Below are 15,594 nucleotides of genomic sequence, written 5' to 3'. Positions count from 1 at the left end.
CAATCATTCGTGATGCGCACACATCGCTTTCAGTTTCAGGATGACTTGGTCCGCCTCTTCCCATGAAAAGACGGAAGCGCCTGCAGCGAGCGGATGGCCGCCGCCGCCATATTCGGCTGCAAGTCCGTTGATGACGGTCTTTTTCGAACGGAGCCGGACGCGGATCTGATCGGGTTCCTCCACAAAGATCAGCCAGGCGCAGATCCCCTTGACATCACCGAGGGAACTGACGAGCGAGGACGTCTCTTGCGGCTGTACGCCGAATTCATCCAGGATCGCTTTTGTCAGTTTGATATACGCCGCTCCGTTTTCGTCCATCTGGAAGTTCTGGTAGACATACCCCTGCAGATGCAGCAGGCTGCGCTCCACTTCATACATGCCCGCAAAGATCTGCTGCCGGTCGAAATCATACTTGATGAGTTCGCTTGCCGCTTCGAATGTCCGGCCGGTTGCACTCGGATACATGAAACGGCCGGTATCACCGACAATACCTGCAAACAGCAGGCGGGCCGCCTCGTCAGGCATCTTCCAGCCCTTATAGGCACTGCCTTCCTTATATAGTTCGTAGATCATTTCCGAGCAGGAACTCGCTTCCGTATCGACCCAGATGAGATCGCCATATGGATCGACGTTCGGATGGTGGTCGATTTTTACGAGGCAGCTGCCATTGGCATAAGACTGTCCATCGACCCGGTCGGTGTTGGCCGTATCCGTGACGATGACGAGCGCCCCTTCGTACTGCTCCTCCGTCACGTCGTCCTGTCCTGCCAGGAATGCGAGCTGTCCGTCATCACTGCCGGCGGCGAAGACCGTCTTTTCCGGGTAATTCCCTTCGATCAGTTTCTTCAGGCCGACCTGCGAACCGAACGCATCCGGATCCGGACGGACGTGGCGATGGATGATGATGGTCGTATACTTTTCAATTGTGTCGATGATTTGTCTGTTCATTGGCCGTTTCCCCCATTGTACAAATAATTGCGTTCGCATTTGTTGCAAAAAGCCGCTACAATGGAAGAAGTGTTTGTTTCCAATGGAGGGCTCACGTTATGAAGACACTCAATTTCGTGCTCGTGTTTCTGATCATTGCATCGGCAGTGTTCTATTTCTATTTCAAAACAAGACAATTCCGTACGAGTCACGTATTTCCGATCCGCAAGAAAATGTTCGCCGCCAAAGCGGGAATGTTCCTAGGTGTGATGCTCGCTGTGTTCGGCATCAACCAGCTTCTCTTATTCGACGGCGCGCTCACGTATATCGTCTCTGCGGTGTTCATCCTGCTGGGCGGTTATGTATCCATCTTCAACTGGCGTGCCACGCAGCACTATAACCGGTTTGTCGATGAAGAGACGGAATTGAACTCACGCTGATGCCTTTTTTGCATCAGCGTTTTTTCATCGTTCCAGCAGCTGGTATGTAACGAGCGCTTTGCCCAACAGTTCGTCCCCTGTGTAGATGGAGATGTCCATCTTGACGACGCGCCGGCTCAAGTGCAGGATGTCCGGGATGACTTCAACCGTGCTGCCGAGCTGGATGTGTTTCATGAAATAGATCGTGACATTTTCCGGGACACTTTCCCCGCGTTTGACGAGTTTGATGGCCCGATTGCCGGTCTCAGCAAGCAGTGTCATGAGTGCGCCGTAAGAAAGTGTGCCGAACTGGTTCGTCATCTGCGGGATGACTTCGAAGAGGACCTGGTCGGGGTGCTCCTCACTTTCGTGCATCTGGCTTTTCACGATGTCATCGATCGTCTGCCCATGCTGCGGCTGACGCTGAACCATCTGAAACGCCTTCAGCACATCCTGACGGCTCAGGACGCCATCCAGCATGCCGGATTCCGTAACAACCGGCAGCAGGTCGATCCCTTCCCACACCATACTGTGTCCGGCCGATGCGACGCTCATGTTGCGTGTCGCAGTGATCGGGTCCTCCGTCATCACTCTGCCGATCGGTTCCGCATCCTCCTTGCCGACAACATCCTTTGACGTCACCATTCCGACGACGCGGCCGTTCCTGTCGATGACCGGAAAAGCGGAATGGGATGTCTTCCGGCTCACTTCGTTGAACCGTCCGACCGTATCCTGGATCGACAGGGCCACTGTGTTCGCCAGGGAGTGCTGGATGTCTTCGACAAGCAGGATATCCTTTTCGATCATCTGATCCGAGATGGCCCGATCGAGCATTGTCGCGACAGTGAAGGAGTCATAGCTTGTCGATATGACAGGCAGATCTTGTGCGTCCGCAAGCTCTTTCACTTCGTCCGCAGCATCGAACCCGCCTGTGACCAATACGGCAGAGCCTGCATTGATCGCCAGAAGATGCGCTTTCTGGCGGTTGCCGACAATCAGGAGACTGCCGGGCTCTATATAGCGCCGGATATCCTCGAGCTGCATCGCCCCGATCAGGAACTTCGTCAGTGTCTTATGCAGTCCGCCTGCACCCCCAAGGACGCTGCCATCCACAATCTTGACAACTTCTGCAAATGTAAGCCGTTCGATGTTCTCTTTTTTCTTCTTTTCGATCCGGATCGTACCGACCCGTTCGATTGTGTTGACCAATTTCTTGTTTTCCGCTTCCTTGATGGCCCGATAGGCGGTGCCTTCACTGACGGTCAGCGCGCGTGCGATCTGCCGGACGGAGATCTTCTCTCCGACCGGCAGTTCCTCGATATGGCGCAGGATCTGTTCGTGCTTTGTCGACATGTCGTTCACCTTTTTCTTCTGGCTGCCTTGCGTTTAGTTTACCATAATTTCTCGAAAAAAACCGTGCTGCCCGAGATTTCACTCAGCCAGCACGGGGGGTTCACAGCGACAGCGATTCGCCGGGTTCCATTATTTTCGATTCATGATGTTTGACGAGCTCCGTGAATGCAGCAGGGTCCTGCTGGATGGGCGGGAACGTATTGAAGTGCACAGGGACTGCCAGTTTCGGGTTCAGCAGTTCGACAGCATATGCCGCATCCTCCGGTCCCATCGTGAAGTTATCGCCGATCGGCAGAAACGCCACATCAATATCGTTCCGCTTTCCGATCAGTTCCATATCTCCGAACAGCGATGTGTCTCCTGCATGGTAGATTGTTTTTCCTTCCGCTGTAAACAGGATTCCTGCAGGCATGCCTGTATAGATGATCTGCCCATCTTCTGTCGTATACGAAGAGCTGTGGAAGGCTTTCGTATATTTCACCGTACCGAAATCGAACTTCTTCGCTCCCCCGATATTCATGCCGTGCGTATTGAGTCCCTGCCAGCCGAGCCAGACCGCCAATTCGTTCGGCGCGACGACAAGCGCATCGCATGATTTCGCGATAGCGATCGTATCACCGACATGATCATTATGTCCGTGCGTCAGCAGGATGACGTCCGGTTTCTGTTCATCCGCCTTCAAGTCTGTCAGATCGTTGTCCGTGATGTACGGGTCGATCAGAATTTCCTTCCCGCCTGTTTTCACTTTTACAATTGAATGGCCATGATATGAGATTTCCAATTCATCCGACACCTCCATTACATATTCTTTCCTCTCTCCCGGATTCGCGAAACCTGCCGGAAATCCTCTTTTTTGATATGATGGACCATGTATATAAAGGAGGAATCATTTTGAACAGACTTGAAACAATCCAGCAATACTTGACAGACCACCAGACGGATGCGGCATTCGTGACGACGCCGGATAACATTTTCTATTTGTCAGGGTTCAGCAGCGATCCTCATGAGCGCCTTCTCGGTATCATGATCTTCAAGGACGCCGAGCCGTTCATCGTCTGTCCGCTGATGGAAGTCCCCGATGTCAAAGCGGCTGGCTGGTCATTCGAGACCGTCGGATACCAGGACACGGACGATGCGTGGGAATTCGTCAAGGAGGCGGCAGGACGCAAGACGGATGAAATCAGTTCGATTGCAATCGAGAAATCCCACTTGACTGTGGAACGCCTTGAGCGGATGGAAGAACTGTTTGCGGGCGCGACGATTTCCCGTCTGGACGAGCAGCTCAATGCGATGCGCAGCCGGAAAGATGAGTCCGAACTGAACTTGCTGCGTGAAGCAGCCGCGCTTGCCGATTATGCAATCGAAGTCGCACGCGATACGATCACGGAAGGGATGACCGAGCTGGAACTGCAGACAGCGATCGAGCTCGCGCTGAAGAAGAAAGGCGTCGAGAAGATGTCGTTCGCAACGACGGTGCTGACCGGCACGAAAACGGCTTCACCGCACGGCACACCTGGTGAACGGAAGATCGAGCAAGGCGATTTCGTCCTCCTCGACCTCGGTGTCGTCCACAAGGGCTACTGCTCGGACATCACACGGACACTCGCGTTCGGCGAGCCGTCTGAAGCCCAGAAGGACATTTACGAAGCGGTCCGCCGCGCGAACCAAGCTGCTATCGATCTCGTAAAGCCTGGCGTAACCGCGCGCGAACTGGACAAGGCTTCCCGGGATGTCATCGACGAAGCAGGCTATGGCGAATACTTCACCCACCGTCTTGGGCATGGTCTCGGCATTTCGGTGCACGAATTCCCTTCCATTCACGGAGCGAATGACTTCCAGCTCGACGAAGGCATGGTCTTCACAATCGAGCCGGGCATCTATGATTCGTCGATCACCGGTGTCCGGATTGAGGATGATGTGGTCGTCACCGCAGCTGGTGTGGAAGTGATGACGAAGTTCCCGAAAGAATTGACAATTATCCGATGACTGGAGCTGCCCGCTTTGTGCGGGCGGTTTTTTTGTGGGCTGGATTTGTGTGGGCTTTGGTTTGAGCGTTTGTGGGGGGCTTGAGCGTTCGGAGGGCTTGCTTGAGCGTTCCGGGGGCTGCTTGAGCGTTCCGGGCATTGCTTGAGCGTTCGGGGGGCTGCTTGAGCGTTCCGCAGGCTGCTTGAGCGTTCCGAAGAAGGAATTGAGCGGTCAGCCGCTGGATTGGATCACTCGCCGGACCTGCCGGCATTCCAAGCAATAGAAAACCCCCGGCTCGATAAACCCGGGCCGGGGGTTTCTGTGATCAGCCGAGCAGTGACTCAGCCGATACGTATTCAAGCGACTGTGCTTCTGCAACAGCCTGGTATGTGACGTGGCCGCCGATCGTGTTGAGGCCTTTGCGCAATACTTCGTTGTCGAGGCATGCCTGCTTGTAGCCTTTGTTCGCGATCTGCAGGGCATACGGCACGGTGACGTTCGTCAGTGCCATCGTCGAAGTGCGCGGCACAGCGCCCGGCATGTTGGCGACCGCATAGTGGACGACACCATGCTTGACGTAGGTCGGATCGTCGTGTGTCGTCACACGGTCGGACGTTGCGAAGATGCCGCCCTGGTCGATCGCGATGTCGACGAGTACGGAGCCCGGTGACATCGATTTCACCATCTCCTCGCTCACGAGCTTCGGTGCACGTGCGCCCGGGATGAGGACACAGCCGATCACGAGATCCGCGTCCTTCACGGAGTTCGCGATGTTGAACGGGTTCGAGACGAGTGTCTGGACGTCCTTGCCGAAGATCTCATCGAGCTGGCGGAGGCGTTCCACCGACAGGTCGAGGATGGTGACGCGCGCGCCCATGCCGATGGCGATACGGGCTGCGTTCGTGCCGGCCTGTCCGCCGCCGATGATCGTCACGTTGCCGCGGTCGACGCCCGGGACGCCGGACAGCAGGATCCCCTTGCCGCCTTCCAGCTTCTCGAGATACTGTGCGCCGATCTGCGTCGCCATCCGGCCGGCCACTTCACTCATCGGTGCCAGCAGCGGCAGGAGTCCGCTCGGCAGCTGGACCGTTTCGTAGGCGATCGAAATCACTTTGTTTTCGACGAGCGCTTTCGTCAGATCCTCTTCATGCGCAAGATGGAGATACGTGAACAGGATGAGTCCTTCACGCAGATAGCCGTATTCGGATGCAATCGGCTCCTTCACTTTCATGACCATTTCCGCACCCCATGCCTCCTCAGCGGAATCCACGATCACCGCGCCGACTTCGCGGTAGTCCTCGTCACTGAAGCTCGATCCGAGACCAGCGCCAGTTTCAATCAGCACTTCATGTCCGGCAGACTTCAGGTTGAAGACGCCGGCGGGTGTCATCGCGACACGGTTTTCATTGTTCTTGACCTCTTTTGGTACGCCAATACGCATTAGTAGTTCCCCCTTAAGATTGAAGTACGGCTGTTCAGTATGTACCGTTCAGACCTTTTCACCATTAGTGTAGCAGATCCGCATATGATTTGCCGAATAATTTCATCTGATTGTCACCATTGTTCCTTATCCATTTCATAGACGAGGCAGGAATTCTGCCGGGAAATGGCGTATACTGTCTATAGAACGATAAATTCAAAGAGCAGGAGTGTGATCCCTATGTCATTAGTGTACAACCAGATCATCGTCGCAGTCGATGGATCGAAAGAATCCGAGTGGGCGTTCAAAAAGGCTGTTGCGATTGCAAAACGGAACGACGCAAACTTGAACTTGGTGAATATTATTGATACCCGTTCGTACTCTGCGGTGGAAGCGTATGACCGGTCGATCGCGGAACGCGCCCAGTCCTATGCAGTCGATCTGCTGGAAGGTTATAAAGACCATGCCGCTGAAGCGGGTCTGACTCATGTGAACATCATCGTGGAATACGGGTCGCCGAAAACGATGATTCCCCGTGAAATCCCCAAAAAGATCGAAGCGGATCTCATCATCTGCGGGGCTACCGGCCTGAATCCTGTCGAACGGTTCCTGATCGGCAGCGTCTCCGAGAACATTGTACGTGCAGCGAAATGTGATGTGCTCGTCGTCCGTACACCGGAAAACGAAGACATCCACTAACCAGCACAAAGTAAAAAGCTTGCGGGGCTGCCGGTTCATCCGGTGTCCCGCAAGCTTTTTCTTCATCCTTCCTGTACCCAATCCTCAAGCTTCACAAAGAACGACAGCATCGCCTGTTTGTCCGTCATCTCAGGGACATTTGCCAGAAGAACATCAGGTGCCGCCGTTTTATCGGCAGACGGCTTCTGCAGAATCAGGATGCTTTTCGCCTGTGCCGCATTTTTGAACAAGGAGGACGGCAGCTGCAGGACGGCCCTGATGACCGTATGCTTCTTCAAATACGTATGCAGCAGTCCGGACTGTGCAGACTCGAATAAGGAAGAGGGAACGAGGAAGATGCCGTGCGCCCCCTCTTTCAGGTGCTTCATCGTCTGTTCGATGAACAGGTGATGTGCATACGCATGTCCTTCTGCCGGCATCATTTCAAAATTGAGCCCATTGTCGTCATCCGGATAATAGCCGACAGGGAGATCACATACTGCCAGATCTGCCGGATCGATCAGCAGCGGGCGCAGGGCGTCCTGGACAAAGATCTCGGCTTCCTGCTCCAGCAGATCCGCAGCCGCTGCCATAAGACGGGCAAGGAGTTCGTCGATTTCAACAGCTGCCGCTGATGATGGACGCTCCATCATGTTCATGACCGTGAACAGCAAGTTCCCTGTTCCGGCTGCAAGATCTGTGATCCGTATATATTCCTGTCCCGCAGTGAGCAGTTCTGCAATCCGTCCGATCAGCATGCCGATTGCATCCGGTGTCATCTGATGATTCGGCTGCACGTTCTGCCGCATTCCTTTCAGAATTGCGAGCTGCAGCCCTCTCCGTATTTCCTCTTTTGCCACTTCGCCCTGCAGATCGGGCGCGGCTTTTCCTTCTGCCCATGCGCGGCATGCGGTGACGAGCTGCTCCAAGTAGAGCTGGTCTCCCTTCTCCGCTGCACCATCCAAGTAGGTGAAGATCTGTTCCGTATTGCTTTTCATAAGTCATCCCTCTTTTTCGTTTGTTACTGCATTTTAAAAATGAGCGCGTGTGCGGAGAAAAACCCATCCGGCAGCCGGATGGGTGAACAGGCAGCGCAGAGCTGCCTTATACAGACACAATCAGTTTCTTGACGGTCTCCAGTGCTTCCAGGTAATCCGGATGGTCCGTCACTTCATTCACATATTCCGAATAGGCGACTGTGCCATCCGGTTCGATGACAAAAATTGCACGGGCCAAAAGCCGGAGCTCCTCGATAACAACGCCGTACGCGCTGCCGAACGACAGATCGCGATGGTCGGACAGCACTTGCAGATTACCGATTTCTTCAACCGACCGGTACCGCGCCTGTGCAAACGGCAGATCTGCAGAAATTGTCAGCACTTCCGCCTTGTCACCCAGTTTTCCTGCTTCATCATTGAATCGGTGGGTCTGTTTTGCACAAACACCTGTGTCGATGGAAGGGACGACACTGATGAGCCTGACTTTGCCTCCAGCACCTTCGAAAGTGACAGGCTGCAGATCATTGCCGATCACAGTGAAGTCCGGTGCTTTGTCTCCGGCTCGGAGCTGAGTGCCGAGCAGTGTGACCGGCTTGTTCTGGAATGTAATGGATGTCATACGTTTTGCGCTCCTTTCGTGGTCCCTCCATCTTACTAGACGGACTGCTCCCCTTGCAACTGAGCACGTCCGGCAGTCGTCCGGACAACGTCAGCAACAGCCTTCTCATATACTTGTTCGTGTATAACTTCCGTATCCGCGAACAAGTCATGCAGCGCTTCTTTATGCGGCATGAAGACGACGAGCAGGTATGGGATGACGAGCGTCTTCGAGATATAGCGGCCGATCACTTCCCGGAACAGCAGACTGCTCCAGCTTAAGCGCCCTCCCGCTTTACGCACAACACGGATTCCGCAGATCATCTTGCCGGCCGTCTGTCCGAAGTATCTCGTCATCAGCAGGAAGTAGGCCAGGAAAACGATGAGCATGACCGCTTTGTACGGACTGTATAACAGAAAAATCGGATCGGTGATTGCCCAGTCGAAAACCCGGAACACCGGTTTGACGATCAGCCCGCTAATGGCACTGATGATGATCAGATCGATCAGATACGCCCAAAAGCGGATCCAGAATCCCGCAGGCTTTCTCCGGAATTCGTCCGCTCTCTGCACAACCTCCTCTGACGCACGGTTTTCCGCCGGGAGTTCACTAGCTGCTGCTGGTTCCAATTGGTCAGACATTCGGGTCCCTCCTCTCTTTAGCGTTCACCATACAGATACATCATCCGCGGTGCCTGGTAATCCGTCAGCATTTTTTCGATCAATTCCGTTTCCGCATTCTTTTTCAGCAAGCCGGACACATTCATCCCGAACAGCGATGACAGGCTGTCTGAAGATGTATATTCGAATATAGTCGGATCCTTGAGTCCCAGATCGGTTTTCAGTGACTCGACGACGTCCGGCAGCTTGCCATAATCATCCGCCAGTCCTGCCTCGATCGCCTGCCGTCCGTTCATGATTCTGCCGTCCGCCACTTTCTTGACCGCATCGACAGACATGCCGCGGCCGTCTGCGACAATTCCGACAAACCGCTCGTATGAATCATTGATCATTTCCTGCAGCATATTGCGTTCTTCCTTCGTCATTTCACGATTCGGACTCATCATGTCTTTATAAGGACCTGTTTTGATGGTGTTGAAGTCGATACCGATCTTATCGGCGAGTTCTGCATAGTTCAGACTTTCCATGATGACACCAATCGATCCTGTGATTGTTTCGGGATGAACGAAAATCTTCTCGGCAGGAGCTGAAATGTAGTATCCGCCAGAAGCCGCCATCGAGCCCATCGAAACATAGATCGGAATATTGCTGTTGTCCCGGATTGCAACCAGTTCATCATAAATATCCGAGGATTCCATCACGCCGCCGCCCGGCGAATCCACGTGGAGCACGACCCCTTTCACTGTCGGATCCTCCTGGATGTCCGCAAGCTGGCTCATGAAAAGCTGGTGGTTATAGCCGGGTGCCGCAAATGGCGATGCGGGGCCGGTATCCTGGATGACGCCGCTGACCTCAAGGACAGCAATCCGCTCCGTCGAGCCCCCGCCTTCCAATACATTTTCTTCATACATCGGACCGTTCAGCGCGAAGTTGTCTTCGAACAGCGAGCTGAAATCCCTCGTAAAGATATAGGATAGCGAGTTGACGCCGATCGAGACGATCACCAGTGCAGCTGCGCTCAGTAACGCTATCCATCGTTTTGTTGTCATTGCGATTCCTCCTTCATGTCCTCCATCTTATACGTATGACCGGTGAATCCGTTTCATTAAAATCCCATCAGTGAGGATGATGCTGTTCCTTCAGCCGGCCGGCAACTCTCCGGTTCTTCAAAAACCGCACGACCTGCGGGATGGTGAACAGCATCAGCGCAGCCCAGATGAATGCGAAACTCATCCATTCGAATGCACCGAACTGCTCGCCGTACAGGGAGACGCCGATGATCAGCATCAGTGTAGGAGCGATATACTGCAGAAAGCCCGACACATAGAGCGGAATGGACACAACTCCTTTTGAGAAGAAGATGAGCGGCAGCGCCGTCGCAATCCCTGTCAAAACGAGCAATACGACTGTCACTGGATCGGTACCGAACAGCACGGCATCCCCCGATCGGATCAGCCAGCCATACGCAAGAAGGGCGATTGGAACCACAAATGCCGTTTCGATGGCGAGTCCCCGCGCGGCGTCCAGCTTGATATGCTTCTTGATAAGTCCGTACAGAGCGAACGATAAGGCAAGGACGAACGATACCCACGGGAAGACACCATAATGGATTGTCAGTATGGTGACGCCCACGGCTGCAAGCACGAATGCCCCCTGCTGGCTGCGGTTCAATGATTCCTTGAGGAACAGGATACCCAGAAGGACGGAAACGAGCGGATTCATGTAATAGCCGAGACTTGCCTGTACGATGAAATCGTGGTTCACGGCCCATATGTAAGTTCCCCAGTTCGTCGTGACGAGCAGAGATGCCAGACACAATCCCCAGAATTGACGAGGGGTCCGCCACAGCTCTTTCACGTCCGCGGCCAATTTCCTTCCCTGCCCTGCAATCAGAAGGACAGCCGCTGTCAGGATGAACGCCCAGATGATCCGGTTGAGCAGAATTTCACTGCTGCCGACATGATCGAGGCTTTTCCAATAGATCGGCATGAACCCCCATAGAAAATAAGCGAAAAATACCCAAAAAGCTCCTTGCTGCGGTGATTGCATCGTATTCCTCCCTTCCATCATGTACGAACATTTTGCAGTTCGAAATATTGCTCAATTATACGTTGCTGATTCAGCGGCGTAAAGGATTACATGAAAAAAGAACCGAGAACGAAAGCTCTCAGCTCTTTTTCAATCACTTCATTTCCATTTTACGGAGCTGGACCCGCATGATCTTACCCGACGCGGTCTTCGGCAGCTCCTCCACGAATTCGATTTTGCGCGGATACTTGTAGGGCGCTGTCGTTTCCTTGACATGGTCCTGCAGCTCCTGAATGAGCCCTTCATCAGCAGCAGCTGATGGATCACGCAGGACGATATAAGCTTTGACAACAGACCCTCTCACTTCATCCGGACTGGCGACGACTGCGCATTCACGGACAGCGGGATGGTTCGTGAGAGCGTCCTCCACTTCGAACGGCCCGATCGTATAGCCTGAGCTGATGATGATATCGTCTCCCCGCCCTTCAAACCAGAAGTACCCGTCCTCATCTTTCTTCGCACGGTCACCCGTTATATAGTAGTCCCCCCGGAACTGCATCGCTGTGCGTTCGGGATCCTTCAAGTACTCTTTGAAGAGGGCAGGCGTGGAAATATGGACTGCGATATCCCCGACTTCGCCGACACCTGCGATCTCTCCTTCGTCGTTGACGATCTCGACCCGGTTGCCGGGGGTCGGCTTGCCCATTGAACCTGGACGCGCCTCCATACCGAGCATCGTCCCGACGAGCAGGGTGTTTTCCGTCTGGCCATAGCCATCACGCACTTGAAGTGAGAAGACGTCTTCAAACCGATCGATCACTTCCTTATTGAGCGGCTCGCCTGCAGAGACAGCACTGCGGATGGACGACAGATCGTACTCGGCGAGATCTTCAGCCTTTGCCATGAACCGATATTCTGTCGGCGTACAGCAGAGCACGTTCACCTGGTAGGTTTTGATCATCTCCAAATAGGTTTTGACATCGAATTTCCCGTTGTACACGAGCCCGGTCGCACCGCTGCCGAGCACCGCCAGGAACGGTGTCCAGATCCATTTCTGCCAGCCGGGCGCGGCCGTAGCCCAGACGGTGTCGCCTTCCTGGATGCCGAGCCAGTTCTCGCCGGTTGTCCTGAGATGTGCATAGCCCCAGCCATGCGTGTGGACAACGCCTTTCGGTTTGCCGGTCGTTCCGGATGTGTAGGAGAGGAATGCCATATCATCCGCTTTGGTGTCGGCTGCCTGGAATTCCGGCGAGGCGGAGGCCATGGCATCCGTGAGCGAGATGCCCCGATCCGCTGCCTTTCCGATCACAAACAGGTTCACATCTTCGATCCCTTTCACGTCGGCAAGCTGATCGGTAAACGCTTCATAGGCGACAATCGCTTTCGCTCCGCTGTGGGCAAGCCGGTACTCGATATCGGATGCGCGCAGCATTTCGGAGGAAGGGATGACAGCTATCCCCGCTTTCAGGGCTCCGATGTAGGCGGTATACGCCTCGATCAGACGCGGCACCATCACCAGAACGATGTCCCCTTTCCCAAGTCCGTTCGAAGTGAAGACATTCGCCGCACGGTTTGCGTCATTCATGAGCTGGTCATATGTATACTCCCGTTTGTTTCCGCCGGCATCTGCGTAAATGAGTGCTTTCCGATCCGTTCCATCTGCATATTTCCCGATTTCAGAGACCACATTATACTGCTCAGGTGCAATCAACTCTTCACGTTTCATCCCAATTCCTCCTTTACACAATGTAATCAGTATACAAGTAAAATTCCGCAAATTCAAAACAAAGTCATTTGTATACAAACCGGAAAATGAGCAACCATAAAAAAGACTGCCCTCCATATGGAGAGCAGTCAAGGGTTCAGTTTAGCTTAGAAGCCCTTCATTTGTTCTTGAGCTTGACGTACCAATCGCTTAGTGATTTCTCCGCCGACGGATCCGTTGGCACGCGATGAAGCGTCTGCTCCAAGCTGAACACCGAATTCAGAAGCAATTTCATACTTCATCTGGTCAAGCGCCTGCTGTACACCTGGTACAAGAAGTTGGTTTGAGTTGCCGTTGTTTGAGTTTGTCATGTCGTTGTCACCTCCTTGTGACTATAGAATGGTCCGTTCCGGAGAATTCATGCACTGATAGGAAGTGGTATTTTTTTCATGACAATCAAAAACGGGATCCTCTACAGCAAGTCGGAGAAGTCGCCATCTGGGTTGCTTTCACTCGTACACTCGATGATCTGCCTGTTCTTTACGGCTTCTTCGATCAGCGGCGCGAAATCGATGAAGCTTTCATAATACTCCACCTTGTCCAGTCTCGGTTTCGTTTTCGGGCTGGCAGGTGTGAAGATGGTGCAGCAGTCTTCATATGGCTGGATGGACGTTTCATAGGTGCCGATCTTTTTGGCGATATCGATGATCTCCAGTTTATCTGTAGCAATCAGCGGACGGAGGATCGGTGTATTCGTTACGGCATTGATTGCCGTGAAGCTCTCCAGCGTCTGGCTTGCCACTTGGCCGAGGCTTTCCCCCGTGACGATGGCCAATGCGCCGATCTCCTGTCTCACTTGGTCAGCAATCCGCAGCATGAGACGGCGTGTGGATGTGATCGAGACGTTTTCGGGCACTTGCTTGACGATGGCCTGCTGGATTTCTGTGAATGGAATGATATGCAGCTTTATGCTGCCGCCGTAGACACTCAGCTTCCTGGCGAGCTCCTCCACTTTCGCCTGAGCCTTCTCACTTGTATAAGGAGGGCTTGCGAAATGGATCGCCTCCACCATGACGCCGCGTTTCATCATCAAATAGCCGGCAGCCGGACTGTCGATGCCGCCAGACAGCATGAGCAGGGACCGGCCGTTCGAACCGACAGGCATACCGGCCGCGCCTTTGTATATGCGTGCGGAGAGGAACGCACCGGTTTCCCGGATGTCGATATGGAGAAGGATATCCGGTTTGCGGACGTCCACTTTCAGATCGGGATGCGCGCGGAGAATTGTGCCGCCGATCTCCTTCTGCAATTCTCCCGTGACGAGCGGAAATGACTTGTCCGTTCGTTTCACTTCGACCTTGAACGTTCTCCCCAAAGTCTCCTCATGCTCGAATACACCCAGCGCAGTGCTTCGTATCGACTCGACCGTCGATTCACATTGCGCTATCGGACTGTACGATTGGATGCCCGCAACGTCTTTCAGCAGATGGACTGCCTGTTCGAGCTCTTCGGGAGAGGCGTAGATGAACATCCTGTCCCGTTCCGCTTTCAACTTGACCGTTTCAAGCCCTCGAAGCGCTCTCCGTATATTTTCACTCAGTTTCTGGATAAACACTTTCCGGTTCCGGCCTTTCAGCGACATCTCGCCGTAGCGAATGAGAAGTTCACTCCATATCATGCTGTTTCATCCCTTTCTTCGTCATCTCTAAAAATTCTTTCGTCACTTCTATAACACGCTCTGCGTCTGCTGCACTGTTGGAACGGCCGAAACTGATCCGTACAGCACCTTTCCTGTACTCTTCCGGGACACCCACCGCTTCGATGACATGGCTGGTCCTGGACGATTTGGACGAACAGGCGCTTGAAGTGGAGACGTATATGCCGTTTTCCTGGAAGTAGTTTACAGCCACTTCGCCGGTCAGACCTTTGAATGCCATCGAAAAAATGTGCGGCGCCCCGTCCGGCGATGACAGGATACGAAGCCGCGGTTCATTCTTCAGTCCGTCATGCATCGCGGCCGTCCAGTTTCGCATATGATCCGCTGACGGTTCCGCTGTTGCAAGGCGGAATGCTTTCGCAAACGCCGCTGCCCCGGCGACATTGACAGTACCACTCCGCAATCCGTCCTCCTGTCCGCCTCCGTATGAAATCGCCTCCGGCAGCCTGGATGGTTTAGCTAGAAGGCATCCCGTCCCTTTCAGACCGTGTATCTTATGTCCGGAAAGTGTGATGGCATCGGCATAGCGAGGGAAAGGCAGCGCCAATTTCCCTGCACTCTGCACACAATCCGAATGGAAAATCGCGCGGGACCGTTCCCGGATGATCTGTGCGCATTGTGCCAGCGGCTGCACAGATCCGATTTCGTTATTGACATGCATGATGCTCACCAAGATCGTATCCGGCCGGAGTTTCCGTTTCAATTCATCAAGCGAAATGACTCCCTGTTCGTCGACAGCCAGCCAGTCCACTTCAAAGCCGTCTTCCTCCAGCGACCGGCATGCCTTCCGGACGGAATCATGCTCGATTTCAGTTGTGATGATATGGTTCCCCCGATAGCGGTATTTTTTCGCGTAGCCGAGGATGGCAAGATTGTTCGACTCCGTGCCGCCCGATGTGAAAACCACTTCGCTTTCGTCATCTCCTGCAAGACGGGCAACTTGTTTCCGTGCATTCTGCAGAAGCTGATCGGCCCTGGTCCCAGCCTGATGGAGTGATGCCGGATTTCCATAGTAAGTCCGGCTCGCTTCCGTGAACGTCCTCAGTACATCCTCGTCGGGTGCAGTTGTTGCGCTATTGTCCAAATAGATCATTCCGCTCACCGTCCTTTCAATGATTCACAAGCGGCACAAAGCCACCGACACAAAGTGTGCCGATGGCTGTAGA

General features: G+C 53.8%; 16 protein-coding genes. 3 read left to right on the top strand and 13 right to left on the bottom strand.

What is annotated here, in order from left to right; all coding sequences use genetic code 11:
• Positions 1-3 precede the first annotated feature (3 nt).
• On the bottom strand, positions 4-948 hold the full coding sequence (locus QWT68_RS03040; RefSeq protein WP_040286192.1) for a DHH family phosphoesterase: 945 nt from the start codon (positions 946-948) through the stop codon (positions 4-6).
• 98 nt (positions 949-1,046) lie between these two features.
• On the opposite strand from QWT68_RS03040, the gene QWT68_RS03035 reads away from it, so the two are divergent.
• A complete protein-coding gene (locus QWT68_RS03035; RefSeq protein WP_040286191.1) occupies positions 1,047-1,367 on the top strand; it encodes a YtpI family protein in 321 nt (106 codons plus the stop codon).
• Positions 1,368-1,391: 24 nt separating this feature from the next.
• Here QWT68_RS03035 and QWT68_RS03030 read toward each other — a convergent pair whose 3' ends face one another.
• The gene (locus tag QWT68_RS03030) at positions 1,392-2,699 is read right to left on the bottom strand and encodes a DRTGG domain-containing protein (RefSeq protein WP_290149453.1); all 1,308 of its coding nucleotides are present in this window, start codon (positions 2,697-2,699) and stop codon (positions 1,392-1,394) included.
• 100 nt (positions 2,700-2,799) lie between these two features.
• On the bottom strand, positions 2,800-3,480 hold the full coding sequence (locus tag QWT68_RS03025; protein ID WP_290149451.1) for a metal-dependent hydrolase: 681 nt from the start codon (positions 3,478-3,480) through the stop codon (positions 2,800-2,802).
• 110 nt (positions 3,481-3,590) lie between these two features.
• Here QWT68_RS03025 and QWT68_RS03020 point away from each other — a divergent pair, with 110 nt between their 5' ends.
• Entirely contained in the window at positions 3,591-4,685 is a 1,095-nt protein-coding gene (locus tag QWT68_RS03020) for a M24 family metallopeptidase (RefSeq protein ID WP_290149450.1), read from the top strand.
• A gap of 304 nt (positions 4,686-4,989) precedes the next feature.
• Here QWT68_RS03020 and ald read toward each other — a convergent pair whose 3' ends face one another.
• A complete protein-coding gene (gene ald, locus QWT68_RS03015) occupies positions 4,990-6,105 on the bottom strand; it encodes an alanine dehydrogenase (RefSeq protein ID WP_290149448.1) in 1,116 nt (371 codons plus the stop codon).
• A gap of 219 nt (positions 6,106-6,324) precedes the next feature.
• Here ald and QWT68_RS03010 point away from each other — a divergent pair, with 219 nt between their 5' ends.
• The gene (locus tag QWT68_RS03010; protein ID WP_040286187.1) at positions 6,325-6,783 is read left to right on the top strand and encodes a universal stress protein; all 459 of its coding nucleotides are present in this window, start codon (positions 6,325-6,327) and stop codon (positions 6,781-6,783) included.
• Positions 6,784-6,845: 62 nt separating this feature from the next.
• Here QWT68_RS03010 and QWT68_RS03005 read toward each other — a convergent pair whose 3' ends face one another.
• The 9 genes from QWT68_RS03005 to QWT68_RS02965 form a co-directional block, all read right to left on the bottom strand.
• A complete protein-coding gene (locus QWT68_RS03005; protein ID WP_040286186.1) occupies positions 6,846-7,760 on the bottom strand; it encodes a class I SAM-dependent methyltransferase in 915 nt (304 codons plus the stop codon).
• 106 nt (positions 7,761-7,866) lie between these two features.
• The gene (gene tpx, locus QWT68_RS03000) at positions 7,867-8,379 is read right to left on the bottom strand and encodes a thiol peroxidase (RefSeq protein ID WP_040286185.1); all 513 of its coding nucleotides are present in this window, start codon (positions 8,377-8,379) and stop codon (positions 7,867-7,869) included.
• Between the two features lie 35 nt (positions 8,380-8,414).
• Positions 8,415-8,999, bottom strand: coding sequence for an RDD family protein (locus tag QWT68_RS02995; protein WP_040286184.1), 585 nt, complete (start codon positions 8,997-8,999; stop codon positions 8,415-8,417).
• A 17-nt stretch (positions 9,000-9,016) separates the two neighbouring features.
• On the bottom strand, positions 9,017-10,027 hold the full coding sequence (gene sppA, locus QWT68_RS02990; protein WP_290149446.1) for a signal peptide peptidase SppA: 1,011 nt from the start codon (positions 10,025-10,027) through the stop codon (positions 9,017-9,019).
• Between the two features lie 67 nt (positions 10,028-10,094).
• Positions 10,095-11,027, bottom strand: coding sequence for an EamA family transporter RarD (gene rarD, locus QWT68_RS02985; RefSeq protein ID WP_290149443.1), 933 nt, complete (start codon positions 11,025-11,027; stop codon positions 10,095-10,097).
• Between the two features lie 133 nt (positions 11,028-11,160).
• The gene (gene mbcS, locus QWT68_RS02980; RefSeq protein WP_290149440.1) at positions 11,161-12,732 is read right to left on the bottom strand and encodes an acyl-CoA synthetase MbcS; all 1,572 of its coding nucleotides are present in this window, start codon (positions 12,730-12,732) and stop codon (positions 11,161-11,163) included.
• 146 nt (positions 12,733-12,878) lie between these two features.
• Positions 12,879-13,082 carry an alpha/beta-type small acid-soluble spore protein gene (locus QWT68_RS02975; RefSeq protein ID WP_040286180.1) on the bottom strand — a complete coding sequence of 68 codons (204 nt, stop codon included), beginning with the start codon at positions 13,080-13,082 and terminating at the stop codon, positions 12,879-12,881.
• A gap of 101 nt (positions 13,083-13,183) precedes the next feature.
• A complete protein-coding gene (gene thiI / locus QWT68_RS02970; protein WP_040286179.1) occupies positions 13,184-14,389 on the bottom strand; it encodes a tRNA uracil 4-sulfurtransferase ThiI in 1,206 nt (401 codons plus the stop codon).
• Positions 14,376-15,521, bottom strand: coding sequence for a cysteine desulfurase family protein (locus tag QWT68_RS02965; RefSeq protein WP_290149434.1), 1,146 nt, complete (start codon positions 15,519-15,521; stop codon positions 14,376-14,378). The genes thiI and QWT68_RS02965 overlap by 14 nt, the downstream gene beginning before the upstream one ends.
• Positions 15,522-15,594 lie beyond the last annotated feature (73 nt).

The sequence above is a fragment of the Sporosarcina trichiuri genome, assembly GCF_030406775.1.
GTDB lineage: Bacteria > Bacillota > Bacilli > Bacillales_A > Planococcaceae > Sporosarcina > Sporosarcina trichiuri.
Note: the sequence above shows the minus strand (reverse complement) of the source record. Positions and strands in the feature narration are given on the sequence as shown.